Source organism: Undibacterium sp. Di24W (assembly GCF_049340325.1).
In the GTDB taxonomy this organism is placed as follows: Bacteria; Pseudomonadota; Gammaproteobacteria; order Burkholderiales; family Burkholderiaceae_D; genus Undibacterium.
The window spans coordinates 66,039-90,722 of record NZ_JBMPOP010000011.1 but is presented as its reverse complement, the minus strand read 5'-3'; the positions used below and the strand labels follow the sequence as shown (position 1 = coordinate 90,722).

Sequence of the window (24,684 nt, the reverse complement as noted above, 5' to 3'; positions counted from 1 at the left end):
TCGTGGTCAATTGAGACTCAACTAGCATTAATTACGTCACCTAAGTCACTCACATTATGCGTAATGATTTGGATTAATCCAGATTGCGCTGCTTGCTGTGGATGGCGCATGATGCGATTGTAGAAATCATCAGTTTGAGGCAATAATTCAAGTTGAACATGAGGTGCTTGAGCGACGCCGATACAGGCATTTCTTCCGGCTCTTTTTACCATATATAGGCCTTGATCCGCGAAATTGATCACTTGCGACCAAGTGATCAGGTGCGGCTGTTTGGGTATAAAAGGAAAGCAAGCATAACCAACCGAGCAGGTACGTGAAATTTCTATGTCATCAAGTAATTTAAACGGACAAGCTGCCACTACCTCGCGTATCCGTTCTGCCACGATGCCCGCGTCTTTACGATTGCAACTCCGCGCGACAACCAAGAATTCTTCGCCACCCCAACGTATTAGATAATCGGATTCGCGAAATACACTTTGCAAACGATCACGCATTTGAATTAATACCATATCGCCGCAAGCGTGACCGTAGGTGTCGTTGACTGATTTGAAATGGTCCAAGTCGACCATAAAAAAGACCAGATCTTCATCGTTATTTGGATCAATTGAATCAAGTGAAGAATCTAGTTGATTTTCGTAAGCACGCATCGCTCGCGCCACATCAGCTTCAATGTGTTGGAGTAGGAAGCGCCGGTTCCTGAGGCCAGTTAACGGATCTGTGATACTCACTTCTTCTAATTGGATTTGCGTTTCGCGTAATTCATTGAGCGTCGCTTGCAGTTGCTTGTAGGCTGCGGCATTGTCAAGTGCAATAGCGCCATAGGCGGCCAAGGTTCGCAGGATAGATCTTTCACGTTCGCCATAGACATGTGGTCGAATCGATTGAATTGACATAACACCCAGTAGTCGCTCTCCGACAATGAGCGGTGTGTAAAGCAAGCTCAGTGTTTCCATTGTCCCGGGAACGATGAAGCGCCCAGTCGCTCCAGGCTCGTGTTCTAGGACGATTTCCTGGCGCTCACGTGCACAGCGGGCAAAAGAGGAAATCGGATGATCGATGGCGGTAGAAAAATTTGATATCGGCATATCATTTTCAATGCCAAACACAAATTCTAGTGTCAAACCGTCAGCAGCAAGCAAAGAAATTCCAAAACTAGTCGCGTCTAAGAGCTCATTAACGTGACGGTGTAATGCGGCAAAAACCGCATCGACGTTTAAGTTGGCAGTAATCTCGCGTCCGATCAAGCCTAGTGTTTCTAGGGTGCCACTCGATTCTTGCAAACTGGCAGAGCGTGCTGCTTCGGTTGCCGCGATTTGTCTGTGGTATTCGGCATCAGCACGGTGGCGTTCATTATCTAGCTTAACTTGCATAGCTGTAGCCCGATTACGTGCTTCGTGTAGGCGTCGATCTTCTTTCGCTTTTGCTGCTAGTTTTGCGTAGTGATAAGCCGATTCGAAATCTTCTATTTGTGCGTAATTGTCCGCAATATCGTCAAGCAGCTTTGCTGGGATATTGCCCGCTTTTAGGTTTTCGCAAAGTGCGAGTGCCTCCAACAAATAGGCTAGGCTGAGCTTTGTTGAGTTAGCAGGCGCTGAAATTAGCTCTGGATGTTTTTTTGCCAATTCTGCATAGGCGCGCAGACATTTAATTTGTTCGTCCAGATTTTTCTGATCGCGGGCAATACTTAATGCTTGTTGAATTTTTTCATGGGCAAGCTTGGCCTGACCTAATCGGCAGTGGGCAATCGCTTGCCCTCGCCAGCAATCTGAGATAAAAACAGGTTCATTATGTACTTGTATTCTGTCTGCAGCTAATTCGAAAAAACGTAATGCTTCGTAGGGTGTTTCTAAATCAATCGATAAGTCGCCGAGATAGGCAAGCGTATGTGCGAAAGTGCGCGAGCCAGAAATTTTTTCTTGTATGCTCAGGGACTCCATCAATTTTTCTTTAGCGTCCGCGTAGCGCTCTAGCAAGCGCAGCGCATTTCCCGTTTGTAGTAGTGCGATCGCCAGTGAACTCGGCCATTGCTGTTGACGTGCGAGTGCTAAGGCGGCTTCATCCCATTCTAAAGCTGAGTCCAAATCTCCCAACGTAGCAAAGGAGTCGCCAGCATTGGTGGCCGTCAATATGGCATGGCGAATTTGCCCCGATTCTTGCGCAGCTCTGTGCGCTTGGATGTGCAATCGGCATGAATCACCCAGCGCTCCAATTTTATTCGCGACGATGGCGCGAGCGCTGTCTAGCCATGCGAGAACCGCAAGTGGATAATCTGGCGAGCTAGAAAAATGTTTGTCAAGTAATGGTGCGGTTTGGTTGGGATCGCTGATGGCACTGTTATGTAATTTACGCGCTAAAGCGACTTGGTAGCGCGTCGTATCTTTTGCAATATGGAATTGCTCTATCGAGGCTTTTAGAAAATGATCACGCTTATCGATTTCGCCAAAATCGCGATAAACCGAACTCAAAAGAAAATAGGTATCACCGATGGCGACGTGGTCTTGCAAGGTACTGAAACTTTGTAGCGCGAGCTTGGCGTTTTTTTCAGCAGAATCGAGTTCACCGTTTAACCAATGAACTTCGCAATGGATTAAGTTAATTCTGGCGTTGAGGATAATTCGTTCATCTGGCTCGATGCCGATTTGAATGACGTGATTCTGTTCGAGTAGTGTCTTCGCCTCAAGTAGTAGAAGCAAAGTTCTTTGGCAGTCGCGTTGACGCAGATACCAAGCCAGTTTTACCAGTATTCGGACTCGATCCGCGCCCTCAAGTAATGAAACTCTTGTTTCAATAGCATTTACTTCACTGTCTAAAGCGTATAAATCCATTGTAAGATCGCATCTAAAAGCCAGCACGCATCAATATCTATTGCGATTTTATTCGCAAAGTATTGTGAAATTGGGTTAAGCCTGAAGTAGGCTAATCATGCAATTTAACACAAAGATTTTTTACTTGAAACAGGTGTAAAGAGAAAGTTTCCTGATCGCTTGCTTCTCTCGCTTGTTGCGGCTGCATCGATGTTTTCGCTTGAAAACACCGATGCGATACCCGGCAAATTTAATTTGCTAAAATAAGGCTGATGTTACTTTTAAGACCTCATCCGCCGTTGTGACACCGTCAATAATTTTGTGCGCGCCTGCAATGCGTAATGGTTTCATATCGTCGTTGATGGCTTGTTTGCGTAGAGCATGGATGTCTGAATCTTGCTGAATTAACTTGCTAAATGTTTGTGTGATAGTTAACAATTCATACAAGCCGGTTCGACCTTTGTAGCCTGTTTGACGGCATTCGAGGCATCCTACTGGACGATATACTTTTGCTGGTTTTTCGACTGGCCAATCTTCGACTAAAGCTGACCACACCGGGTCTTGGATTTCACCATCGTCGCTTTTGCAATGAGGGCACAACGTTCTGACCAGACGTTGTGCCAAGATACCCACAATAGTCGCTTCTAACAGATAATAAGGGACGCCTAATTGCAACAAACGCATGATGGCCGATGGTGCGTCATTCGTATGTAAGGTTGAAAGCACTAAGTGTCCTGTCAATGCTGCCTGGATTGCCATTTCTGCTGTTGGTAAGTCGCGTATCTCACCGACCATGATGATGTCTGGATCTTGTCGCATCAGCGCACGTATGCCGTCGGCAAAAGACAGGTCAATATTTGATTGCACCTGCATTTGGTTAAACGAACCTTCCACCATTTCAATTGGATCTTCCACCGTACATACATTGACGTCGGGGGTGGCGAGCGCTTTTAACGTTGTATATAAAGTGGTGGTTTTTCCTGATCCTGTCGGCCCTGTTACCAAAATAATGCCATGCGGTTTCTTTGTTAAATTATCCCAGCGTATCGCGTCATTTTTTGGAAAACCTAACTCGGGCAAGGTCTTTACTACTACTTCTGGATCGAAAATACGCATCACGAGTTTCTCACCAAATGCAGTCGGCAGGGTAGAAAGACGTAGTTCAACTTCTTGTCCATCCGACGTCCGAGTTTTGACGCGACCATCTTGCGGCCGACGCTTTTCGATAACGTCCATGCGTCCCAATAGTTTAATCCTGGCGGTCATCGCGATCATCACAATGGCGGGTACTTGATATACCTGATGTAAGACGCCATCAATACGAAAACGTATTGCAGCCATGTCGCGTTTCGGCTCCAGATGAATATCTGAGGCGCGCTGATCAAATGCAAATTGCCACAACCAATCAACGATGTTAATCACGTGTTGGTCGTTCGCATCGACTTGCTTGTTCGACTTTCCGAGTTCAACTAATTGTTCAAAATTGTTTCTTAGCGCGACATCGTTACCATTCGCTTTACGCGCATCTTTAATTGATTTTGCCAGCGAAAAAAACTGTGCAGTGTATTGCGCCACATCGAGCGGATTTGCCAGGACTAGTTTGATTTCTTTATGTGTGATCTTGGTGATCTCATCGAGCCACTCATTGTCATAAGGATCGGTCGTGGCGATTGTGACGCTATCGTTGTCAGCTTCCACTGGTAAAATATTAAAGCGTGTTGCATAAGTTGAGGACATCACGTCGGACACTTTTGTGAAATCTATTTTTAAGGGGTCGATACGATAGAAGGGCAAGCCGACTTTACGTGCCGCCCATTCGGTAACCCAATCCAATGTCAGTAAATGTTGTGATCTCAATGCCGAATATAGTTTTGCTTGGGCAATGGCGGTGAACGGGTGCATATTTGCGGTGCCGCTTTTGAGTATGCCCCGTGCATGATTGAATGAGATTTTTGCATCCTCTTTTTTGATGATGCCGTCCTCCATCAACCAAGTGAATATCTGTTGCAGACTTAATTTTTTCGGTGTTGAGTTCATATTTTTTTATTGAGTAAAATCAAGGGACGGAATAGTCGAACAGTCTATTCTTATAAAATCGGCTTTAAGTCCGGCATCAGCTTCTATGTGTTAATTGTTATTTTTGGGTTTCTGCGAGGCCGTCAACCCAAGTCCGTGCTGGTAGTTTTGTTTGCAATTCGATTGTATCGGCTCTCTCATACAATACGGGCAAATCGAGTTTGAGTCGTTGTTTAAAGGCGATCGCGACAACATTTCCATCATGCACTTCAGGTAAGCACAATACAGTACCAAACACATAGCGCAACACTTTGATGTTTTTGGCAAAGCTGGGGTGATCACCAAATAGATTGACGGTTAACACGCCATCTGCCGACAAGCAATCAGCACACCCTTGATAGAACTCCGTCGTATCGAGCACTGGTCCGCGCGCGGTGGCGTCATATAGGTCGACTTGCAGTGCCTGGAATTGATCATGATTGTCGTTATCGAGTACAAAATCCATGGCGTCCATTTCAATGACTTTGAGTCGTTCATCATTTTGGGGTAATTTGAACATGCTTTCGCAGACCATAATGACGGCTGGATTTACATCGATTGCAGTGACTTTTGCATTGGGAAACTGGCGATAGCAGAATTTGGTGAGGGCTGCGGTACCCAAGCCAAGTTGTGCAATTTTCTCAGGGTGATCATGAAAAAGCATCCAAGCCATCATTTGCTGGGCATATTCCAATTCTAACCAGTCTGGTTTGCGCAGACGCATAGCGCCTTGCACCCATTCAGTGCCAAAATGAAGATAACGTACGCCATCATGTTCAGACAACGTTACTGGGGCAAATTTTGGTTTGCGAGGAACGTCTCTCTTCGCAGCAGTGGGGCCAGAGCGATAATTAGATTCAGCTTCTATGGATTTTCGTTTGATTAACATGTTAGGAAGTATGCCGGCGATGGCGGAAATGTCATGCGTTGAAACAAATGCTTACGATAAATATCTACAAAATAGCAGCAGAGATCGATTGTAAACGCTATGTTGTTAGATGTGTCATTGATTTCTTCGCTCTTTGTCTTAATATTTGTAGTGGCATTATTTCTTGATCGAATTGTCAACTGAATGTTAAATGTAACGTTGTAAACGCACAGGTAGTCAATTTGTGAATTTTAGGTCAACACACGCTAATCACATCAAATCTAATGAAATCAAGTAAGGAGTTTATTTTGAAAAAATTAATAATTATTGCTGCAGTGATTGCCTCCGCTTCAACTATGACAGCCTGCGTTTCCACTCATACCTCAGGTAGTGTTTATCGTCCTTATCAGACCCAGAACGAAATGTCAGTTCGTCTGGCCGTGGTCGAGTCAGTACGTGAAGTGACGATCGACGGCGGTCGTAGCGGTGTCGGTACTTTAACAGGTGCTGCATTGGGAGGCTTAGCAGGATCTAGTGTAGGTGGCGGTCGAGGTTCAACTGCAACTGGTATTGTCGGTGCTGTGGTGGGCGGTATTATCGGCAATAACGTTGAATCCAACGCAAATACGCGCCGAGGTGTGGAAATTACCGTGCGTCTCGATAATGGAGAAATGAAGGCGATTACGCAAGATGCTGATGAAACTTTCCGCCCTGGTGAGCGTGTTCGTTTATTGTCAGATCGACGTACTACAAGGGTAACGCATTGAGTTTAATGTGTTTCTCGACAAATAAAAAACCGGAATTTGAGTTCCGGTTTTTTTATGGGCTTTGCTTAAGTTTATTTACTCAGATTCAACAGCATCTCGTTCAAACGTTTTACAAATGAACTTGGATCATCAAGCGTGCCGCCTTCAGCCAACGCAGCTTGATCAAACAAGATGTGTGACCAGTCATTGAACTTGGCTTCTTCATATTTCAAACGTTGAACCAGTGGATGATCCGGATTTACTTCCAGAATGGGTTTGGATTCAGGGGCTGCTTGTCCTGCTGCTTTTAACATGCGCACCAGATTGCCAGAGAGTTCATTTTCATCAGCAACCAAACAAGCCGGGGAGTCGGTTAAGCGGAAAGTGATACGAACATCTTTAGCCTTATCTGCCAAAGCGGCCTTCATCTTTTCTACCAGATCTTTGAATTGCGTTTCAGTTTCTTCGTGTTGTTTCTTCTCCGCTTCGTCTTCTAGTTTACCCAGATCCAGATCACCTTTGGCAACGGAGACCAAATCTTTACCTTCAAACGCAGTTAAGAAAGACAACATCCATTCGTCGACACGATCCGTGAGCAACAATACTTCCACGCCTTTTTTGCGGAAAATCTCCAGATGCGGGCTGTTTTTTGCTGCGGCAAAGCTGTCTGCCGTGACATAATAAATTTTGTCCTGACCTTCTTTGGCGCGAGCAATATAGTCAGCTAATGAAACTGTTTGCGTATCGTTGTCGTTGTGCGTAGATGCAAAACGGAGCAGGGCGGCGATACGGTCTTTGTTCGCTGCATCTTCGCCAATACCTTCTTTCAAAACTTGACCGAATTCCTTCCAGAAACTGGCAAATTTTTCTTTCTTGCTCTCTGCTTCATCTCCTTCTGCATTAGCTAAATCTTCCAGCATCCCAAGTACACGTTTAGTTGAGCCTTCGCGGATCGCTTTGATATCACGTGACTCTTGCAAAATTTCTCTAGATACATTCAAGGGCAAATCGTTGGAATCGATAATCCCTTTAACGAAGCGCAAATAGACAGGCATCAATTGTTCCGCATCATCCATGATGAAAACGCGTTTGACGTAGAGTTTGATGCCGCCACGTTTGTTGCGATCCCACATATCAAAAGGTGCGCGGCTAGGGATGTACAGTAATTGCGTGTATTCGCTGCGACCTTCGACACGATTGTGCGTGTGCGTCAATGGCGCGGTGTAGTCATGCGAGATATGTTTGTAAAATTCTGAGTATTGCTCAGGCGTGATGTCGGATTTACTGCGCGCCCATAATGCACTGGCTTGATTGACGGTTTCGAGTTCATCTTTCAGAACTTGTTCTTTTTTCTCATCATCCCATTCTTCTTTTTGCATCAAGATCGGTAAGGAGATGTGATCAGAATAAGTACGGATGATGGATTTTAACTTCCAAGACGAGAGGAAATCATCTTCACCCTCGCGCAAATGCAAAGTGATAGAAGTACCGCGGTCTTCTTTGTTAACTTGCTCCACGCTGAAGTCCCCAGCACCAGCAGATTCCCAACGTACGCCTTCACTTGCGGCCCTGCCAGCACGACGTGATTCCACTGTCATCTTGTCGGCAACGATAAAGCCTGAGTAAAAACCGACACCAAATTGGCCAATCATCGCCGCATCTTTTTGCTGGTCGCCCGACAGTTTAGAGAAAAACTCTTTGGTACCAGATTTAGCGATTGTGCCTAAGTGATTTACAGCATCATCACGAGTCATACCAATGCCGTTATCGCTGATAGTCAGCGTACGCGCCGCTTTGTCGAAGCTGACTTTGATTTTTAATTCGGCATCGTTTTCGAACAGGCTGGCATCGTTGATTGCTTCAAAGCGCAGTTTATCCGAAGCGTCCGATGCATTTGAAATAAGCTCTCTTAAGAAAATTTCTTTGTTTGAATACAAAGAATGGATCATCAATTGGAGTAATTGTGAAACTTCAGCTTGAAATCCTAGGGTTTGTTTTTCTGACATGCTTTCCTCGATATTTAAGAATTGACGGAGTCGATGAATGAACTTAAGTGAGCTTCAAATGTGGTGCTAAGTTGATATTTCAAGAGGGAATGTGTAATTTTTCTGCACTCAATACCATTGCGGTAGTGATTTTTGAAGTAAGGACAGGTGCGGTAAAAGTCTATGTATGTGAGCCAGAAGTCTAAGTCTTGTCATCAATACGTAGTAAGTCTTTGAAATAATGACGAAAATATCTGCTTTGTTTGTAATCAGGACGTAAGTTTTGCATTGCAGCATGCTATAATCGTCGGTTATTCGAATCACCTCCCAAATAAATACAATCATGACCAACAATACACGCGCTATTCGCAACATCGCCATTATCGCCCACGTTGACCACGGCAAAACTACGCTAGTGGATCAATTGCTGCGCCAATCTGGTACTTTCCGTGATAATCAACAGGTTGATAATCGCGTTATGGATTCCAACGATATTGAGAAAGAGCGCGGTATCACGATTCTTTCCAAAAACTGTGCAGTGGAATACAAAGGCACACACATTAATATCGTTGATACCCCAGGCCATGCCGACTTCGGTGGTGAAGTTGAGCGTGTATTGTCCATGGTTGACAGTGTTCTGTTGCTGGTTGATGCACAAGAAGGTCCAATGCCGCAAACGCGTTTCGTAACACGTAAGGCGTTGGCTTTAGGTTTGAAACCTATCGTGGTTGTAAATAAGATTGACCGTGAAAACGCGGATCCACAAAAAGCGGTTAACGCTACATTTGAGTTGTTCGATAAACTCGGTGCAACCGATGAACAATTAGATTTTCCTATCGTATACGCGTCTGGCTTCAAAGGCTATGCTGGTTTAGAAGACACAGTACGTGACGGTAATATGGAACCATTGTTTGATGCCATCTTGAAACACGTTCCAGCGCGTGAAGATGATCCAAATGGCCCATTGCAATTGCAAATTACTTCTTTGGAATATTCTTCATACGTCGGTAAGATCGGCGTTGGTCGTATCTTGCGTGGTCGTGTTCGTGCCGGTCAAGACGTTGTTTGGATGAATGGTCCAGAGGATAAGCCAAGCAAAGCGCGTATCAATCAAGTGTTGACGTTCAAAGGCTTGGATCGTGTCTTGGCCGACGAAGCATTGGCTGGCGACATCGTTTTGATTAATGGTATCGAAGAAATCAGTATCGGCTCCACCATTTGCGCACCGGACACACCGGAAGGCTTGCCAATGTTGAAGATCGATGAACCAACATTGACGATGAACTTCATGGTTAATAGCTCACCATTGGCTGGTCGCGAAGGTAAATTCGTTACGACACGTCAAATTCGTGATCGTTTAGATCGTGAATTGAAATCCAACATGGCTTTGCGCGTTGTGCAAGCTGAAGGTGATGATTCCACGTACGAAGTTTCTGGTCGCGGCGAATTGCATTTGACGATTTTGATCGAAAACATGCGTCGTGAAGGTTTCGAATTGGCGGTTTCTCGTCCACGCGTTGTATTCAAAATGGTCGATGGCGTGCGCCATGAGCCGTATGAAAACTTGACGGTTGACGTTGAAGAAAACAACCAAGGCGGCGTGATGGAAGAACTCGGTCGTCGTCGTGGTGATTTGCAAAACATGGAACCAGACGGCAAAGGTCGTGTGCGTTTGGAATACCGTATTCCAGCACGTGGTTTGATCGGCTTCCAAGGCGAATTCATGACATTGACACGCGGTACTGGTTTGATGAGTCACGTGTTTGATGAATACGCACCAGTGGATAATACAAAAGGTGAAATGGCAGGTCGTCGTAACGGTGTGTTGATTTCCCAGGATGATGGTGCAGCTGTTGCTTACGCTATTTGGAAATTGCAAGACCGTGGTCGTATGTTCGTAGTACATAACGATCCAGTTTATGAAGGCATGATCATCGGTATTCACTCACGTGATAACGATTTGGTTGTGAACCCGATTAAAGGTAAACAATTAACTAACGTTCGTTCTTCTGGTACAGATGAAGCGGTACGTTTGGTTCCACCAATTCAAATGAGTTTGGAATACGCAGTTGAATTCATTGAAGATGATGAATTGGTTGAGGTGACGCCTAAGAGTATTCGTTTGCGTAAGCGCTTCTTGAAGGAACATGAGCGTAAAAAAGCATCTCGCGAAGCTTAATTGAATAGCTGATTAGTCTATTTATACGTAAACAAAGATACACAATTTCTTAAGACTCGGCATTCAAGTTGAGTCTTGTTTTGTATCACAAGAAGCCCGCTTGATTCTTCGTCAAGCGGGTTTTTGTCTTCTATGTCCGGAGTGAGTCCATGCGCCAACCTAGTCATAAAACTGCTTTAGTGTTAATGATAATCGCACCGACTATGTGGAGCACGGCTGGCGTATTGTCACGTCAGCTAGAATCTGCACGTGGTTTTGAAGTGAGTTTTTGGCGCAGTTTTTTTGCTGCAATTTTTGTGGCTTTTGTATTGAGCTGGCAGCACAAAGCCAAGCTAGGTCAAAAACTATTGGGCTTAGGACGTTACGGTTTTGCATCTGGTTTTATGTGGGCAGTGATGTTCACTTGTTTCATGTTGGCCTTGACGATGACTACGGTGGCGAATGCTTTGATCGTAGAGAGTTTTGCCCCCTTATTGACCGCCATCTTTGCTTGGATATTTTTGTCGGAAAAAATACCGCGTCGTACTTGGCTGGCAATTTTCGTTGCTTTTGCGGGGATGCTATGGATGTTTGTTGACGGCTTTTCTAAATTAGATGCACGTGGCTTGATCGGCGTGATGTTGGCGCTGTGCGTTCCTTTTGCTGTCGCAGCTAATGTGATTATTTTGAAAAAAGGCGGGCAACACGTCGATTTAATTCCTGCTGTATTTGTCGGTGGGGTTTTGTCTGCTTTGTTAATGTTGCCATTTGCATTGCCGCTGTCGGCGTCGCTACACGACATCGGTATTTTGGCGGTACTAGGTGTGTTTCAGCTTGGTTTGCCATGCATGATTATGGTGCATGCGGCGAAAGGCCTGAGCGCTCCAGAAATTTCGTTGCTGTCCTTGTTAGAGGTGGTGCTTGGTCCATTTTGGGTCTGGCTCGCTATCGGCGAAGAACCAGCCAAGGCGACCTTACTTGGTGGCGCTGTAGTCTTGAGTGCGCTGATTTTTAACGAAGTCATGGCATTTCAACAGGATAGGCTGGAAAAGAAAACACAAAGCTTGTCCTAGCGCATAGTTCAAGTGCTGCCAAACGCTTAGAATCGCGCAAAGCTCGAACCAGACTGCACAAAGATGGCAGACGTTTTTTATTAACTTTGAGCGTGCCACATTTGAAAGGCGCGCAGTATTTTTAGATGGTGTTCTATGTCAAGTCTCTCCTCTGCTACGAATTCATTAATGTTGAAAGCGCCAGAATTACTATTGCCAGCAGGCTCTTTAGAAAAAATGCATGCCGCTTTCGATTTTGGTGCTGATGCGGTGTATGCCGGTCAGCCACGCTATAGCTTACGTGCTCGTAACAACGAGTTTTCTACACTGGATACCTTGCAGCAAGGCATAGACGGTGCGCACGCTCGAGGTAAATCTTTCTTCGTTGCCAGTAATATTTTTCCACATAATTCGAAGTTAAAAACCTATTTAAACGATATGGCACCAGTCATTGCGATGAAGCCGGATGCTTTGATTATGGCCGATCCAGGTTTGATCATGATGGTGCGTGAGAAGTGGCCAGAAGTGAATGTGCATTTATCTGTGCAAGCGAATGCCGTGAACTGGGCTGACGTTAAATTCTGGCAAAAAATGGGTTTGACGCGTGTGATTTTGTCGCGTGAACTATCACTAGATGAGATCGAAGAAATCAAACAGCGTTGCCCTGAAATGGAATTGGAAGTATTCGTGCATGGCGCTTTGTGTATCGCTTATTCTGGTCGCTGTCTCTTGTCGGGCTACTTCAATCACCGTGATCCGAATCAAGGTACTTGTACTAATTCTTGTCGTTGGGATTACAAGGTTGAGAATGCAACCGAGAATGAAACCGGGGACTTGCAACGTATTCCAGTTGAAACCATCAAGTTCGATTTCAATAAAGCCTTGGAAGATGCGAATCAGTCATTTTCAGCGATGGGAGACATGCCGCGTCATCCATTAGCTGATCGTCCGTATCTGGTAGAGGAGGCTGGGCGCCCTGGCAGTTTCATGCCGATCTTGGAAGATGAGCACGGTACCTACATCATGAACTCCAAGGACTTGCGTGCAATTGAGCATGTTGAGCGTCTGGCGAAAATTGGTGTTGATTCCCTTAAGGTAGAAGGCCGTACTAAGTCTTTATACTACGTCGCACGTACAGCACAAACTTATCGTCGAGCGATTGATGATGCAGTAGCGGGGCGCCCATTCAATGAACAGTTGTTGGGTGAGTTAAATGGTTTAGCAAATCGTGGTTATACCGATGGTTTCTATCAACGTCATCACACCCAAGAACATCAAAATTATATGGAAGGTGTGTCAAAAGCTCACCGTAGTCAGTATGTCGGCAATGTATTGTCGGTTACAGATGGTTGGGCGGAAGTCGAAGTAAAAAATCGTTTTTCTGTTGGTGATCAAATCGAAATTATTCACCCAAGTGGAAATGAAATCGTTACCTTGGGCGAAATTCGCAACAAACATAACGTAGCGATAGACGTGATCGGCGGTGCAGGGCACAAAGTTCGCATTCCACTGAATGGAAAATACGATAAAGCCTTGTTAGCACGGATGTTGTAAAGAGAAATGCCCTTCGGTTTAGGATGAATTTGAGGGCACTCTTTATTTATATTCCTGCAGGAATATTTGGCATGAAAGCATTGCTCTTGAAAATGCTGTATGCCATCCACATGGCAACCATGGCATACAAAATACGTGGCACCCAGGCCGCGACTTGTTCTTGGAAATGTGAAATGGCTTCATTTTCGATCTTGCAATAACGCCACAGCATTTCGGGTATGGTGCCACTGCTCTCACCAGTCCTGACTAATTCAACGATGTGCCATTGTCCTAGGAATCGAAGTTTTTCCAAGCTTTGTGATAGTGTTTTTCCTTCGTGGAGTTGCGGTAGAATTTTGGAAAACTCCTTCCGAATCAAACTGTTTTGTACAGTCTGATTTGCCAGTGGCACGGCTTCAAACATGGGCAATCCCGCTTCCAACATCAATCCTAAAGATTCGTAAAATTGATTCGCATTAGATCGCACATTCATGCTGCCAAAAATTGGCAACTTTAAAGCAAGACTATCGATGGGATTTTCGGTCGAGTTTTTATCGCTAAATGCTGGTGATCGATAGTACCCTTGCAAAAACACAATCCCCTGCCAGATCAAGATGACCGCAATTAGAGGCGCTGCTACGCGCCACAGATAGGCTGCGGTGCTAATCGATACTGTTACTAACGCTGACAGCGGGGCGATAAACAGCGACATCAAAAACATCAACACTGGCAACTTCATGCGTGCATGCACCAGCCTCTGACGGCGATCTTTTTCTGTGTAGTGATCGGCAAAACGTTTGTATGTGATCGCTGGGCTGCCCGACTGCGTTGCCGCGTGAATAATGTGGGTTTCTAGTTGATTGAATAGACCCGAGACTTTGCCGGCTTGTGAGATACTTTTGCCACGTGCGAGAATTTTTCTCACTACTTCGACTCGTTGTTGTGCTTTGCCTTGTAGTTGCAGATTGGCGAAGGATTTAGCTGCCGGAAGTCCTGCTTGCTCCATGGCGGCGAGATGGGTAAATAACATCGCCTTGGTTGCATAGCTTAGATCTGAAAAATTTTTCGTGTTATTCATTCAAGCGTGTTCTCTTCTTTTTGACTTAACTCTAATTTGCCTGCTCTCGGATAGCTTCGCCGAGTTGTTCGAACAAGGTATCGATTTGAGTTCTTTCAATAATTAAAGGTGGGGAGAGCGCAATGATGTCGCCAGTGGTACGTATGAGGAGATTTTTTTCATGAAAACATTTCTCGAAGATGTCGAAAGCACGTGTGGTCGTTTTTCCTGTTCGTGCTTCCAACTCGATACCACACACCATGCCAAGATTTCGTATATCCTTCACATTGGGTAGCCCACGTAAGCTGTGCGCCGCCTGTTCAAAATAGGGCGCCATCTGTGCAGCGCGTTCAAATAGGTTTTCTTCTTGATAGACGTCGATAGTCGCAATTGCGGCGGCGCAAGCGAGTGGATGTGCCGAGTAGGTGTAGCCATGAAAAAACTCGATAGCATCTTGAGGCGCCGCTTGCATGAAACTATCATAGATGGATTGTGAAGCGATGACTGCACCCATAGGAACAGCGGCGTTAGTGAGCCCCTTAGCGCAAACAATCATGTCAGGAATAACGCCAAAATAATCGGCGGCAAATGGCGCGCCTAAACGCCCGAAACCGGTAATTACTTCGTCGAAAATAAGTAGTATTCCATGCTTGGTGCAAATTTGACGCAATCTTTCTAAGTAGGATTTAGGAGGAATAATGACGCCTGTCGAACCTTGTATAGGCTCGACGATCACTGCAGCGATCGTCGATGGATCATGTAATGCAATGATGCGTTGTTCTAGCTCTTCGGCCAATTCCAAACCATGTTCTGGCAAACCCTTACTAAAGGCATTTTTTGCGATGTTTAATGGATGACGTAAATGATCAATGCCAGATAAGGCATTACCAAATTGTTTGCGATTACCTGCGATTCCACCGACAGAAATACCGCCAAAACCAACGCCATGATAGCCACGTTCGCGCCCGATCAAGCGCTGGCGCCCAGCATCACCACGTACACGATGATAGGCCAAAGCCATCTTCAACGCAGTGTCGACGCCTTCAGATCCATCATTGCAGAAAAATACGCGATTTAAGCCTTCTGGCGCAATCGACACCAATCTACTTGCTGCCTCGAATGCTAATGGATGTCCCATTTGAAATGTAGGTGCAAAATCCAACTTCGCTGCCTGTTGTTGAATGGCGGAGACGATTTTCGGATGATTGTGTCCTGCGTTGACACACCATAAACCCGCAGTGCCATCCAAAATTTGACGACCATCATCACTGCGATAGTACATGCCATTGGCCTCAATTAACAAACGAGGTTTCTGTTTGAATTGACGATTTGCCGTAAATGGCATCCAAAAGTGATCGGGATTGTAATTGTTCATATTTTGCATCCGTTGCTGGATCAAATTAAAGTTTTGAAATGTTTGCGTCGCGTGAAATTTGCCTCTAAGAATAACTGAATTGCATGATTTTGAGGTGTTTCGCGATCAAAATTCAATTCATGGGCGGGCTTACTCGTCAAGATGTACAATACTGCCTGTTTGATTGTCCGCGTTTTCCTCATGTTAAGTACCGTGAATTTTCCTGTAATCCCTTCCCGCCGTATATCTGTAGCGCCCATGATGGACTGGTCTGATCGTCATTGTCGCTTGTTTCATCGCTATATCAGTAAACACACTTGGCTATACACAGAAATGGTCACAACTGGTGCGATTATTCATGGTGACATCGAGCGTCATCTTGATTTTAACGCGGAAGAACATCCCGTTGCATTGCAATTAGGTGGGAGCGAGCCTGCTGATCTTGCCATCGCAGCAAAGCGTGGTCAAGAATGGGGTTACGACGAAATCAATCTCAATTGCGGATGCCCTTCAGAGCGCGTGCAGAAAGGCGCATTTGGTGCTTGCTTGATGGCCGAGCCTCAACTTGTAGCCGACTGCGTGAAAGCGATGCGTGATGTGGTAGATATCGACGTGACGGTCAAACACAGGATAGGTATTAACGACGTCGATTCCTATGATTTTGTGAGAGACTTTGTCGGGCAAATCGCGGAGGCGGGATGTAAGACTTTTGTGGTGCATGCTAGAAATGCCATATTGAAAGGCCTATCACCTAAAGAAAACCGAGAAGTACCGCCGCTGAAATATGATTACGCGTATCGTCTGAAAAAAGATTTTCCTAGTTTGGAAATTATCATCAATGGCGGCATCAAAACCGAGCAGGAAATTGATGCACATTTATTGCATGTGGATGGCGTGATGTTGGGGCGCGAGGCCTATCACAATCCCTACCTGATGACGAATTTTGACGAACGCTATTATGGCGATACCAGTACTCCTAAGACACGGGAAGAGGTCGTATTGGCAATGCTGCCGTACATCAGCGAGCAGTTACAGAAGTTCGGTGAAAATGGCAAAGGATTAAAACTTAATAGCATTACGCGCCATATGTTAGGTTTAACCTTTGGCCTGATCGGTGCCCGTGCTTTTCGACAAACTTTGTCCGATACGAAAAAATTAGCATTGAATAATCCAGAGCTGTTGCTTGAAGCGATGCAGAAAGTTAAGGCCGCTAATCCGGAGTCCGAACTTTAGGGCGGCATTTGTTTTTTTGTCGGTGTGGATCGCTGTTTTGTAAATGCGCAATGCGATCCCAACTCAGGCCTTGATAATCTGCCGAAAAACAAAAAAGCCCGCAAAAGCGGGCTTTTTTATTCAATCTGTGGGGTGGACGATGGGGCTCGAACCCACGACAACAGGAATCACAATCCTAATTATTTTTTCAATTAAATCAAAGACTTACAAGATAACAACGGAATATGCACAAGAATAAATTAGATTTTTTACCTAGGGGAAAATTTGCATCTTCCGTAAAATTTTGGCTGTTTATTCGGTTGAATTTGCCCGTTTTATGACCGATCTATCGTAGGTCTTTCTGATCATTCTTTCGTCTGCGTGACCCGTTGAATTGATAATGTTTGACTCGCCAGCTTGTACGCGTTGCGTTACTGATTTTGGTCGCATATCCTTCAGGCTGAATCGTTCAAACTCAATGCCTTCGACTTCTGCGCGCTTCTCGCAATACGTCATCAGCCGGCGCCAGATGGTTCCCCATCCGCTGCGTGTGTACTCTTGACCGTCTGTATTCCCAAACACCAGCATGCTGCTAGTGCGTTGCAGTCTTAGCGCTTCTTCAATCGCGGCTTCTAATTTTGGTGACCACTGAATAATTTTGTACTTTTGTGCCTGGTCTGCTCTACGCTTGCCAACTGGGATCTTGAGACCTTCGGCTGTTTTGGCTGTGCGAAGTAGTCCGCGCATTTCGTCCGGGCGGCTGGTGGTTAGGTATGCGACATAGAAGCATAGCGCTAGGACGACATACTGGCCGCCGCGTTTGCGTGCCTCATCGATCGCAAACTCTAGCTGCTCATCGTTGACAAGCTTGGTGCTAGGCTTTGTTTTGTTGTATTTGATGCCTCTGCAGGGGTTGGTCTCCAGCTCGCCTCGAGTACGGCCGTATTCTAAGATTGCGGAGAATAGTGCCACTTCTTTGTTTGCTTTTGCAGGTGCGCCGCCATCAGCCCGAACGGCTAAATACCCGTAGATGTGTTTTGCTTTGATTGCCTCGGGACTCATCTTGCCAAATACTTTATCGATGTTTTTCGATTCGTAGGCATTTTCTTCTAGTGTTGATCGTGCTTTGCGGCGGACATCGTCTAGTTTGAGCGCTGATTGCCAGGCGAAATAGCGTTTGATCAGATCTGCGATCGTACCTTTTTTGGGTGTGTTGCCGTTTAGTTCATTGGCTTGCTCGATAGCCTCAGCCTTGGCTTTGGCGATCGCATCAGGATTATTGACGGATGCTGACAAGGTAAATGCGCGTTTGCCAGAGGGCAGCTTGTAGTAATAGCTGACCTTGAATTTGCCGTTGTCTACATAGAGACGGAAGGGTAATCCGTCTGGTGAGTTTCTGCGTCCGATCATGCTGCGAGTGCTCCAAAGTCGGGTTCTTGTTCGGCGGGTACGCTGATTTGTCCGGTCATTTTAGCATCGTGAAAAGTGCGACTCACCTTCGGCATTCCGGTCACGCTCTTGGAGTAGGGCCAGCCATTGCGATCCAGCCAACGGCACATGCAGGCGTAGCTGTTTGGTTTGCAGTCAATTAGGTCGGCAAGCTCTGGGGCTGATAGGTAGTTATTTAGCATCATTTGCCTTGAGTTAAAAGCCATCAAATTCTGGCAATCGTTCAAACTGGTCGCGAGTCATAAAAACATCTTCGCGTACCATGCCTTCTTCAATATATTCATCTGCATCGTGCGGCTCTATGATTAGATAGTTGCCTTGAAAAGTCACTTTTACAAAGCGTTCTTCTTTATAAAGCTCGCAGTCTTTGTGATGTTCGCTCATTGGTAATTTATCGATAGGCACTCTTGCCCATGTTAGGCATTTGCATCCTTGTGTGCGTGTGTTAGTCATGGCTCTAATCCTGTGCATTTACAGTTTGGAAAGTCAAAGCATCTTGCTGCGCACTTTCCATCTGAATTGTCCCAACAAGGCTCGCCTCCCTTTGGTTCTATGGCTGCTTGCCCATCAACCCATCCAGACCGATATGTATTGAATTTGTCAGCGGTGGCATCAGCCATATAGGTATTGTCGGCATAGCGGCGCAAATCCATCGTGATATGTGTACGCTCAAAGTCCTTGATCATTTGCTCTATGTTCATCATGCTGATTTCCTATAGATCTTAGTTAATTCTTTGTTGACTGAATGCCCGCGCAGCAGAGCAATTTTTGCTAGCTTTGCGCGTTGCGTGTGGCTGCTGTTTGGAGCTGAGCATTAAATATCTCCACGTTCAATAAGGCTGCAAATATCACTACCAGCAACGATGATGTGGTCAAGCACTCGCACGTCAACGATTGCAAGCGCATCTCTTAGTTGCACGGTTAAATCGATATCTGCATTTGATGGGATTGCTTTCCCCGATGGGTGATTGTGCGCAAAAATAACGCTCGCGGCATTGTGTCGCAATGCAGATTTGATGACTTCTCGTGGATGAATTTGGCAGTAAGTTAATGTTCCGCGAAAAAGCGGTTCTATGGCTACAATTTGATTTTTGTTATCCATCCATACCGCATGAAACTCTTCATGTTCAAGCGACCCGAGTTTTAGCCTTAGATATTGTTTTGCAGCATCCGGTGAAGAAAGTGGTGTGCCTGATTCTGTGTTGAACGATTTTTCGAGTATGCGAATGGCGCGTGCGACGGTGCGCGCATCGCGATCGCGTAGCGATGGGATAGGCATGAAAGGCTCCTGTTTGAGACTCTTAAAAAGTCCACCACAGTCGATTTCAAGCGAATGGGGTGGGCGCGATGTTGAAATCTCGTAAACAGCCGAGCGATCAGTATTCCCCTTGCGGGTCTTACATTCCTGATCCATCGCGCCCATAGAGAAAGCTATAGGCGTAAAAAATGCCACAGACTGACGGGGTGACATTCCGCTGTTTAATCGTGATTTCAAGCACTTGAGCGAAATATACAGCGATGTTGTATTGGATGTCAATTCTGCGATCATTTTATTATTTCCACGATTTGTGTTTAACAATTGCAAGAATTGCTTGCTTCGATACTTGATAATCGCGTGCGATTTGTGATGCGCCATCGATCCGCGATTTGCTTACGTAGCGCGATCTGATCGTTTCAATTTCGCTTGTAGATAGTTTTGCTTTTGGGTGCACTTCGCCATGAATCGGCTTTGCGCGACCTTTTTGGTGCATGTCTTGTACGTTAGCAAGTTGAGTCGCTGCGGATAGGTGTTGAATGTTGATGCACGCCGGATTGTCGCAAGAGTGCATCACAACTAGATCATCCGCGACTGCGCCATGTACCATCTGATACATGACACGGTGAGCGCGCCGCCACTTTCCATCGATTCGGATCATGCCGTAGCCTGACTTGAACTTTGCGCCAGTCCAAACAATGCAGTCACCTTCTTGCTTTGACTTCGCTGCAAGCTTCTCTTCTAGGGTTAGTTTGTTAAATGTCATAGTTTTGAGGCGTCCGGATAGCCATGCTAAAAAAAATCGTGACGGGCTTCGCCCGGTGCTGCGATCAAATAACTCAATTACTCAATGATTAATAATCTGCGGACGGCACGGGCTCTGTACTCATACGACTTGAGGTCGTGGTCCTGGTAGCCGTTGTCGAAGTACTGCATCCATGCATAGTCGCTGTCGTCCGCGTGCTGCTCACTAGACCAATACCAGCGGGGCTCGAATTCGTGCTTGAGATTGCCGTAAAGGATCGCTTGTTCTTGGCGCGTTGGCAGTGTCCCGCCTGCGCTCTCAGCCCAAGTGACGGCTTTGTTCCAAGTAAGGGGCTCTGTTTTTGCCGGCAGTAAGAACAGGTGATGATCGCCTGCGCCGTTTTGGCCAAGAACGATGCCAGCGTAGTGTTCACCTGGCTGCAAGGTTTGCTGCATAAAAAGTGCTTTTGACATGACTGCTCCAAAAAAAATCGAATCGGGCTTCGCCCGTGGTGGGTTAGGGAATGATTAAATTATTCAATGACTGATAATCTGCGGGCTGCACGGGCTCTGTACTCATTCGACTTGCGGGTGCTGCTCTGGCCGCCGTAGTGGAAACCCTGCACCCATGCATAGCCGCTGTCGTCCGCGTGCTGCTCGTTTGTCCAGTGCCACTGCGGCTCGAATTGGTCTTTCATCGTCGCAAATAGCAGGGCAGATTCGCAGCGATTTGGCAGGTCGCCGCCAATGGATTTAGCCCATGCCGTGGCATCTTTCCAGTTGATATCGACTTTGGTCTCTGGCAGCAGAATGATGTGATCGCGCTTGGTGCCGTCTGCGCTGATGATTGCGCCCACGTATTTTTCGCCCGCATTGAGCTGTGGCAAATTGAGTGTGATTGGGTAGGCTGATACGATCTTTTGATTTGCTTCAAAAGTCGCAATCATTTTTGCGACTTTGGCGTGTTCTTCTTTGATTTGGTCTATCGTGACATCCATGCTTAGCTCCGAAAAATAATAAAAAAATTCATTCGGGCTGCGCCCGATGTTGGGTGAAATGATTGAATTACTGAATGATTAATAATCTGCGGGCTGCACGGGCTCTGTACTCATCCGACTTGGGGCCGTCGTACTGGTCGCCGTCGCCGAAACCCTGCACCCATGCAAAGTCGCTGTCGTCCGCGTGCTGCTCTGATGTCCAGTACCAATCGTCCACGTCAAAGCTATCAGGCGTGTTGATCGTCAATAGACGTGCTTCACGGCGATCTGGTAATGACCAATCTGTTAAACCATTGATTGGCTCTTGAGCGCGTGTGATCGCTTCATCCTATTTGAAATCGAATAATTCAAAATCGACTGTGGCGTGGATCAGTGCGTAGTCGGGCTGGTTATCGGTACCGCCGATAATGCCGGCATAGATGCCGCCTGCAAATGCAGTGCCGATTTTTGGTAAGTCGGCTAATTTGATGGTGGTTGGTGCTATTGTTGCTGCGACTTCTTGTTTTGCTTCGATTGTTTCCATGATGGCTCCGGTATGTTTGGTTATTTGATTCAAAAACTTGCTTAAGTACTTCTGAAGCTACTATTTGTGAAACAGACTTCCTGATGCTTTTTTTGAGTTGATCAACTACGTGTAAAGCAATCTGTCTTTGCATCTCAGCGTGCGCTTGAATAAGTCGGTAAAGTGCATCGCTGAATTGGTTTTGTGCTTGGTCGTTATCCATCATCGATCAACCCGTTAGTCGTTTAATCTGAAATGTATTTCTTAGTCATTGCTGTACTCTTGAATGAAAAATATTCCTTGAATAATCAAGAGCGCCAACACCACCAAACCGATTGCAACGTTGCCGTGGGCGATTGAAGAAATTAGCGTTGCACAATATGACCCGCAGCCAAACGCATTTAAGGCTATTTTTGTTTTTTGTTTCATGCCGCTACCTCTTGCACTTCAAAAACGATGCCTTTGTCGATGCGGTTTGCCACTTCATTGAGACCGTTTTCAATGTCTTCCATACTGACAATGTCGCACTGTTCTTCATGCAGCGTTATGGCATCTCGTATGTCTTGAAGGCCTTCGCCATCAAAGCGCCATTTGCCAGTTCGTATGCCTCTGATATGTGATCGCACTAGGGCTTCTTGCGCACGAATGAATACACTTTCATGCTCGATACCGTAGCCTTGTTCAGTTAAGATCAGCGCTAGATTGATTGACCCCGTGATTATTCCCCAGTCTGAATCAGTTGAATCGCCGCTTATCATGGTCTGCAGCGCCAAGCGTGTACTTAATTTGATATCGACAATTTGCTCTGCTGTTAAACCGCATTTCTTGCGGCCTCGCTCGAAAGCTGCGCCGATAATAAACAAGCCGCCAACATTGCTCACATTGCTTTCGCATGTGCGGTTGCGTTGTTTGGTTTGACGCGCTTTGCGTTTGTCTCTTGATCGTATGCGTGCCATGATTATTCTTTGCCTTTGTTAGTCGCTGCTTCACGTTTTTCAATCTCGCGATCCAAATACCAACGGGCTTTTTTCAAGTCCTCAATAGATGCGCCTTTTTCGTCTGCACGCCAGATGTACTTGATGACGTTGCCCAAGCAAAAAGACATATGTTCCGTGACTTGGATGCACTCCACGCCGCTTGGGTGGGTTGTGTAGTGCTTTGGGTGATTGACGTTGTCGTGGCTCATGTGTTGCTCGCTAATTGGTACAAAAAAGAAAATCCCTGATAGTTTGGTTTTGCTGGGTGATCTGATCCAAAGTAAAGTTTTTTACTGGTGATTTTTCCTTGGTATTCCAGCCGGCTTAAAATATGCCCGATACAAAATCCAGCTTTATACTCACTAACAGCGTCGATAATTTCACTTACTCCAAACACCTTATTGGGCTGATTTTTAAACAAATCCATTAGTGCTTTTTGAATTTCAGCCGAAGAAAGAAGTTTATTAACCAGTTCATGTCCGGACTTTCTTGGCGTTGCTGGGAATAAGTCGAGCTGGCTCATAGTTAGATCAAGTTGTTCAGTGGTTTTACGACGGTTTTTGGTTCTTCCCAGCCTTTTGTTTCAAGATCAATTTCTGCATGTAGCTGGCCGTTGCCTATGCATTTGGCGATGCGCTTGATTGTGCCTTTTACATGCCCATAGTCCGGGCATGTAAAGACAACAGAATCGCCTGGCTTTAATTCACCGGCTATATTCATGGCGAACCGAATAGCACCGTGTAACCAGACGCTTGCGCCTTCTCGATGCTCTCTTTGAAAGCGGTCTCGATGACGTTCTCAGGGCGGTCTAGTTCGTACCAGAATTTGAGATTTTGTGAGTGCAGGCGATACTTGAGACGCGCTTTGACTTTGTAGCCATCGCCATTTTTAAAGATGCGGATGCCTAATGCGAACTCGCGGGGTATTTCTAAGGTGCCGTTGCCTGCGCGAGCATCGATGTTTTCGGTATACATGAATTGCACTTGACCGTTATCGAGACGTTTTGCACTGTTGAATGCGACTTCGGTTTTGGCTTGCAATGACGTGGCTACGCCCAATAAAACCTCACCAGATGGTTCCACAATGTCGGCAATGTTGTCTTCTAAGAAGATAGCAAAGCTTTCTTGTGGCATTTGGACTTTGTTGTGCTGCATCCAGTTGGCGAACTCGCGGCTTAATTCAGCTTTGAAAGTTGCGCGGTGGTCGCGCCAGCCGATGGCGTGTTCTTTGTTGTCGTTGAATACGGCCGTCAATATCTGCGCCTCTGGATTGGCATAGATATAGGCGTTCGCGGCTTGGTTTTGGTCCGCGATGAATTGCAAGAAGCTGTCGATGCTGGTGAGTTGTATCGTGCCTTTTTTGCGGTTTGGTGCCGGTTGGGCTTGCTCGATCTCTTTGGTTAAATCAACAGTTTTGTAGCCCTCTGGCAGTAACGCAAAAGTAATGCCGCCTGTAGTCTGTGTACAGACTGATGCATGCGCAAGCTCGGTGATGCGGTCTATCGTGTCTGCCGTGATATGCAGTTGATCTGCGGTGGCGCTAGCCATCACGCCGCCTTGTAAGGCTTGTACTGGGTTATCCATTTTTTGCTTCTTTCAATGTGGCTGGTGCGGTTGGGGTGGCGTCGCGCAATTCGAGATTGCCTTGACGTGGGTGGTTGCGAGAGAGTTCGTTGTCTTCGGTCAGGAAGAAAACATCTTCGCCGCGCTCTGGTTTTGGCATGTTGACGCTGACCGCATCGGCGATCATGACTTTGTCAACGTTGCCCTTGGTGGCTGGCTTGACCTTGATCTTTAAGACTAATTCACCGGCTTTTCCGGTCTCTTGGACTTTTTGAATCAGGTCTCCAAATTGCTGTGTGAGCTCTGCGTGGACGCGTCCATCGCGGAGGTCTTGCATGATTAGTGCAAAGGCTTTATGGGTCATGGCTTCACT

28 protein-coding genes are annotated in these 24,684 nt (G+C 46.0%); 6 read left to right on the top strand and 22 right to left on the bottom strand.

All coding sequences use genetic code 11. The features are described 5' to 3' along the window. Positions 1 to 17: 17 nt before the first annotated feature. The 3 genes from ACO0KZ_RS19475 to ACO0KZ_RS19465 all read right to left on the bottom strand — a co-directional run bounded on the left by ACO0KZ_RS19475 (position 18) and on the right by ACO0KZ_RS19465 (position 5,748). Entirely contained in the window at positions 18 to 2,825 is a 2,808-nt protein-coding gene (locus tag ACO0KZ_RS19475; protein WP_422998309.1) for a diguanylate cyclase domain-containing protein, read from the bottom strand. A 237-nt stretch (positions 2,826 to 3,062) separates the two neighbouring features. Then, positions 3,063 to 4,841 (bottom strand): GspE/PulE family protein, encoded by a 1,779-nt coding sequence (locus ACO0KZ_RS19470; protein ID WP_422998307.1) that lies wholly within the window; start codon positions 4,839 to 4,841, stop codon positions 3,063 to 3,065. Positions 4,842 to 4,938: 97 nt separating this feature from the next. Then, the gene (locus ACO0KZ_RS19465) at positions 4,939 to 5,748 is read right to left on the bottom strand and encodes a spermidine synthase (RefSeq protein ID WP_422998305.1); all 810 of its coding nucleotides are present in this window, start codon (positions 5,746 to 5,748) and stop codon (positions 4,939 to 4,941) included. A 287-nt stretch (positions 5,749 to 6,035) separates the two neighbouring features. Between ACO0KZ_RS19465 and ACO0KZ_RS19460 the strand changes: the two genes are divergently transcribed. Continuing rightward, on the top strand, positions 6,036 to 6,494 hold the full coding sequence (locus tag ACO0KZ_RS19460; RefSeq protein WP_422998303.1) for a glycine zipper 2TM domain-containing protein: 459 nt from the start codon (positions 6,036 to 6,038) through the stop codon (positions 6,492 to 6,494). Positions 6,495 to 6,565: 71 nt separating this feature from the next. Here the strand turns inward: ACO0KZ_RS19460 and htpG are convergent, their stop codons facing one another. Then, positions 6,566 to 8,479, bottom strand: a complete 1,914-nt coding sequence (gene htpG, locus ACO0KZ_RS19455) for a molecular chaperone HtpG (protein WP_422998301.1) — start codon at positions 8,477 to 8,479, stop codon at positions 6,566 to 6,568. A 47-nt stretch (positions 8,480 to 8,526) separates the two neighbouring features. Here htpG and ACO0KZ_RS19450 point away from each other — a divergent pair, with 47 nt between their 5' ends. From ACO0KZ_RS19450 to yegQ, 4 genes are all read left to right on the top strand, one after another. Beyond that, on the top strand, positions 8,527 to 8,664 hold the full coding sequence (locus ACO0KZ_RS19450; RefSeq protein ID WP_422998299.1) for a hypothetical protein: 138 nt from the start codon (positions 8,527 to 8,529) through the stop codon (positions 8,662 to 8,664). Between the two features lie 137 nt (positions 8,665 to 8,801). Continuing rightward, positions 8,802 to 10,637, top strand: coding sequence for a translational GTPase TypA (gene typA, locus ACO0KZ_RS19445; protein ID WP_186920627.1), 1,836 nt, complete (start codon positions 8,802 to 8,804; stop codon positions 10,635 to 10,637). Positions 10,638 to 10,786: 149 nt separating this feature from the next. Then, the gene (locus tag ACO0KZ_RS19440; RefSeq protein ID WP_422998296.1) at positions 10,787 to 11,689 is read left to right on the top strand and encodes a DMT family transporter; all 903 of its coding nucleotides are present in this window, start codon (positions 10,787 to 10,789) and stop codon (positions 11,687 to 11,689) included. 168 nt (positions 11,690 to 11,857) lie between these two features. After that, positions 11,858 to 13,222, top strand: a complete 1,365-nt coding sequence (gene yegQ, locus ACO0KZ_RS19435) for a tRNA 5-hydroxyuridine modification protein YegQ (protein ID WP_422998364.1) — start codon at positions 11,858 to 11,860, stop codon at positions 13,220 to 13,222. A 46-nt stretch (positions 13,223 to 13,268) separates the two neighbouring features. On the opposite strand, the gene ACO0KZ_RS19430 is transcribed toward yegQ, so the two are convergent. Beyond that, a complete protein-coding gene (locus ACO0KZ_RS19430; RefSeq protein WP_422998294.1) occupies positions 13,269 to 14,279 on the bottom strand; it encodes a type II secretion system F family protein in 1,011 nt (336 codons plus the stop codon). A gap of 31 nt (positions 14,280 to 14,310) precedes the next feature. After that, on the bottom strand, positions 14,311 to 15,633 hold the full coding sequence (locus ACO0KZ_RS19425; protein WP_422998292.1) for an aspartate aminotransferase family protein: 1,323 nt from the start codon (positions 15,631 to 15,633) through the stop codon (positions 14,311 to 14,313). A gap of 180 nt (positions 15,634 to 15,813) precedes the next feature. On the opposite strand from ACO0KZ_RS19425, the gene dusA reads away from it, so the two are divergent. Beyond that, positions 15,814 to 16,845 carry a tRNA dihydrouridine(20/20a) synthase DusA gene (gene dusA / locus ACO0KZ_RS19420; RefSeq protein ID WP_422998290.1) on the top strand — a complete coding sequence of 344 codons (1,032 nt, stop codon included), beginning with the start codon at positions 15,814 to 15,816 and terminating at the stop codon, positions 16,843 to 16,845. A 291-nt stretch (positions 16,846 to 17,136) separates the two neighbouring features. On the opposite strand, the gene ACO0KZ_RS19415 is transcribed toward dusA, so the two are convergent. The 16 genes from ACO0KZ_RS19415 to ACO0KZ_RS19340 form a co-directional block, all read right to left on the bottom strand. Beyond that, a complete protein-coding gene (locus ACO0KZ_RS19415; RefSeq protein WP_422998288.1) occupies positions 17,137 to 18,234 on the bottom strand; it encodes a hypothetical protein in 1,098 nt (365 codons plus the stop codon). Next, positions 18,231 to 18,458 (bottom strand): DUF4224 domain-containing protein, encoded by a 228-nt coding sequence (locus ACO0KZ_RS19410; RefSeq protein WP_422998286.1) that lies wholly within the window; start codon positions 18,456 to 18,458, stop codon positions 18,231 to 18,233. Before ACO0KZ_RS19410 ends, ACO0KZ_RS19415 begins: the two co-directional genes overlap by 4 nt. Positions 18,459 to 18,468: 10 nt before the next feature. Beyond that, positions 18,469 to 18,726 carry a hypothetical protein gene (locus ACO0KZ_RS19405; protein ID WP_422998284.1) on the bottom strand — a complete coding sequence of 86 codons (258 nt, stop codon included), beginning with the start codon at positions 18,724 to 18,726 and terminating at the stop codon, positions 18,469 to 18,471. Further along, positions 18,723 to 18,977, bottom strand: a complete 255-nt coding sequence (locus ACO0KZ_RS19400) for a hypothetical protein (RefSeq protein ID WP_422998282.1) — start codon at positions 18,975 to 18,977, stop codon at positions 18,723 to 18,725. Before ACO0KZ_RS19400 ends, ACO0KZ_RS19405 begins: the two co-directional genes overlap by 4 nt. Before the next feature lie 110 nt (positions 18,978 to 19,087). Further along, positions 19,088 to 19,822 carry a JAB domain-containing protein gene (locus tag ACO0KZ_RS19395; RefSeq protein WP_422998280.1) on the bottom strand — a complete coding sequence of 245 codons (735 nt, stop codon included), beginning with the start codon at positions 19,820 to 19,822 and terminating at the stop codon, positions 19,088 to 19,090. Between the two features lie 4 nt (positions 19,823 to 19,826). Continuing rightward, a complete protein-coding gene (locus ACO0KZ_RS19390) occupies positions 19,827 to 20,294 on the bottom strand; it encodes an HNH endonuclease signature motif containing protein (protein WP_422998278.1) in 468 nt (155 codons plus the stop codon). A gap of 77 nt (positions 20,295 to 20,371) precedes the next feature. Then, a complete protein-coding gene (locus tag ACO0KZ_RS19385; protein ID WP_422998276.1) occupies positions 20,372 to 20,746 on the bottom strand; it encodes a DUF1566 domain-containing protein in 375 nt (124 codons plus the stop codon). Positions 20,747 to 20,805: 59 nt separating this feature from the next. Next, entirely contained in the window at positions 20,806 to 21,270 is a 465-nt protein-coding gene (locus ACO0KZ_RS19380; RefSeq protein ID WP_422998274.1) for a DUF1566 domain-containing protein, read from the bottom strand. A gap of 328 nt (positions 21,271 to 21,598) precedes the next feature. Further along, a complete protein-coding gene (locus ACO0KZ_RS19375; protein WP_422998272.1) occupies positions 21,599 to 21,793 on the bottom strand; it encodes a hypothetical protein in 195 nt (64 codons plus the stop codon). 243 nt (positions 21,794 to 22,036) lie between these two features. Further along, complete coding sequence (locus ACO0KZ_RS19370) at positions 22,037 to 22,201, bottom strand: hypothetical protein (RefSeq protein WP_422998270.1); 165 nt, start codon at positions 22,199 to 22,201, stop codon at positions 22,037 to 22,039. Next, positions 22,198 to 22,728, bottom strand: a complete 531-nt coding sequence (locus tag ACO0KZ_RS19365) for a hypothetical protein (RefSeq protein ID WP_422998268.1) — start codon at positions 22,726 to 22,728, stop codon at positions 22,198 to 22,200. Before ACO0KZ_RS19365 ends, ACO0KZ_RS19370 begins: the two co-directional genes overlap by 4 nt. Before the next feature lie 2 nt (positions 22,729 to 22,730). Further along, positions 22,731 to 22,958 carry a DUF3310 domain-containing protein gene (locus tag ACO0KZ_RS19360; RefSeq protein WP_422998266.1) on the bottom strand — a complete coding sequence of 76 codons (228 nt, stop codon included), beginning with the start codon at positions 22,956 to 22,958 and terminating at the stop codon, positions 22,731 to 22,733. Then, positions 22,955 to 23,272, bottom strand: coding sequence for a hypothetical protein (locus ACO0KZ_RS19355; RefSeq protein ID WP_422998264.1), 318 nt, complete (start codon positions 23,270 to 23,272; stop codon positions 22,955 to 22,957). The genes ACO0KZ_RS19360 and ACO0KZ_RS19355 overlap by 4 nt, the downstream gene beginning before the upstream one ends. A 2-nt stretch (positions 23,273 to 23,274) precedes the next feature. Next, positions 23,275 to 23,469, bottom strand: a complete 195-nt coding sequence (locus tag ACO0KZ_RS19350; RefSeq protein WP_422998262.1) for a hypothetical protein — start codon at positions 23,467 to 23,469, stop codon at positions 23,275 to 23,277. Further along, a complete protein-coding gene (locus tag ACO0KZ_RS19345; protein ID WP_422998260.1) occupies positions 23,466 to 24,332 on the bottom strand; it encodes a DUF2303 family protein in 867 nt (288 codons plus the stop codon). The genes ACO0KZ_RS19350 and ACO0KZ_RS19345 overlap by 4 nt, the downstream gene beginning before the upstream one ends. Further along, positions 24,325 to 24,675, bottom strand: a complete 351-nt coding sequence (locus tag ACO0KZ_RS19340) for a hypothetical protein (RefSeq protein WP_422998258.1) — start codon at positions 24,673 to 24,675, stop codon at positions 24,325 to 24,327. The genes ACO0KZ_RS19345 and ACO0KZ_RS19340 overlap by 8 nt, the downstream gene beginning before the upstream one ends. Between the last annotated feature and the right edge of the window lie 9 nt (positions 24,676 to 24,684).

What these genes read in the sequence shown, in the direction of transcription:
- ACO0KZ_RS19475 (WP_422998309.1), bottom strand. Translation starts at nt 2,825, where the DNA reads ATGGATTTATACGCTTTAGACAGTGAAGTAAATGCTATTGAAACAAGA.
- ACO0KZ_RS19470 (WP_422998307.1), bottom strand. Translation starts at nt 4,841, where the DNA reads ATGAACTCAACACCGAAAAAATTAAGTCTGCAACAGATATTCACTTGG.
- ACO0KZ_RS19465 (WP_422998305.1), bottom strand. Translation starts at nt 5,748, where the DNA reads ATGTTAATCAAACGAAAATCCATAGAAGCTGAATCTAATTATCGCTCT.
- htpG (WP_422998301.1), bottom strand. Translation starts at nt 8,479, where the DNA reads ATGTCAGAAAAACAAACCCTAGGATTTCAAGCTGAAGTTTCACAATTA.
- typA (WP_186920627.1), top strand. Translation starts at nt 8,802, where the DNA reads ATGACCAACAATACACGCGCTATTCGCAACATCGCCATTATCGCCCAC.
- ACO0KZ_RS19440 (WP_422998296.1), top strand. Translation starts at nt 10,787, where the DNA reads ATGCGCCAACCTAGTCATAAAACTGCTTTAGTGTTAATGATAATCGCA.
- yegQ (WP_422998364.1), top strand. Translation starts at nt 11,858, where the DNA reads ATGTTGAAAGCGCCAGAATTACTATTGCCAGCAGGCTCTTTAGAAAAA.
- ACO0KZ_RS19430 (WP_422998294.1), bottom strand. Translation starts at nt 14,279, where the DNA reads ATGAATAACACGAAAAATTTTTCAGATCTAAGCTATGCAACCAAGGCG.
- ACO0KZ_RS19425 (WP_422998292.1), bottom strand. Translation starts at nt 15,633, where the DNA reads ATGAACAATTACAATCCCGATCACTTTTGGATGCCATTTACGGCAAAT.
- dusA (WP_422998290.1), top strand. Translation starts at nt 15,814, where the DNA reads ATGTTAAGTACCGTGAATTTTCCTGTAATCCCTTCCCGCCGTATATCT.
- ACO0KZ_RS19415 (WP_422998288.1), bottom strand. Translation starts at nt 18,234, where the DNA reads ATGATCGGACGCAGAAACTCACCAGACGGATTACCCTTCCGTCTCTAT.
- ACO0KZ_RS19410 (WP_422998286.1), bottom strand. Translation starts at nt 18,458, where the DNA reads ATGATGCTAAATAACTACCTATCAGCCCCAGAGCTTGCCGACCTAATT.
- ACO0KZ_RS19405 (WP_422998284.1), bottom strand. Translation starts at nt 18,726, where the DNA reads ATGACTAACACACGCACACAAGGATGCAAATGCCTAACATGGGCAAGA.
- ACO0KZ_RS19400 (WP_422998282.1), bottom strand. Translation starts at nt 18,977, where the DNA reads ATGATGAACATAGAGCAAATGATCAAGGACTTTGAGCGTACACATATC.
- ACO0KZ_RS19395 (WP_422998280.1), bottom strand. Translation starts at nt 19,822, where the DNA reads ATGATCGCAGAATTGACATCCAATACAACATCGCTGTATATTTCGCTC.
- ACO0KZ_RS19390 (WP_422998278.1), bottom strand. Translation starts at nt 20,294, where the DNA reads ATGACATTTAACAAACTAACCCTAGAAGAGAAGCTTGCAGCGAAGTCA.
- ACO0KZ_RS19385 (WP_422998276.1), bottom strand. Translation starts at nt 20,746, where the DNA reads ATGTCAAAAGCACTTTTTATGCAGCAAACCTTGCAGCCAGGTGAACAC.
- ACO0KZ_RS19380 (WP_422998274.1), bottom strand. Translation starts at nt 21,270, where the DNA reads ATGGATGTCACGATAGACCAAATCAAAGAAGAACACGCCAAAGTCGCA.
- ACO0KZ_RS19375 (WP_422998272.1), bottom strand. Translation starts at nt 21,793, where the DNA reads ATGGAAACAATCGAAGCAAAACAAGAAGTCGCAGCAACAATAGCACCA.
- ACO0KZ_RS19370 (WP_422998270.1), bottom strand. Translation starts at nt 22,201, where the DNA reads ATGAAACAAAAAACAAAAATAGCCTTAAATGCGTTTGGCTGCGGGTCA.
- ACO0KZ_RS19365 (WP_422998268.1), bottom strand. Translation starts at nt 22,728, where the DNA reads ATGGCACGCATACGATCAAGAGACAAACGCAAAGCGCGTCAAACCAAA.
- ACO0KZ_RS19360 (WP_422998266.1), bottom strand. Translation starts at nt 22,958, where the DNA reads ATGAGCCACGACAACGTCAATCACCCAAAGCACTACACAACCCACCCA.
- ACO0KZ_RS19355 (WP_422998264.1), bottom strand. Translation starts at nt 23,272, where the DNA reads ATGAGCCAGCTCGACTTATTCCCAGCAACGCCAAGAAAGTCCGGACAT.
- ACO0KZ_RS19350 (WP_422998262.1), bottom strand. Translation starts at nt 23,469, where the DNA reads ATGAATATAGCCGGTGAATTAAAGCCAGGCGATTCTGTTGTCTTTACA.
- ACO0KZ_RS19345 (WP_422998260.1), bottom strand. Translation starts at nt 24,332, where the DNA reads ATGGATAACCCAGTACAAGCCTTACAAGGCGGCGTGATGGCTAGCGCC.
- ACO0KZ_RS19340 (WP_422998258.1), bottom strand. Translation starts at nt 24,675, where the DNA reads ATGACCCATAAAGCCTTTGCACTAATCATGCAAGACCTCCGCGATGGA.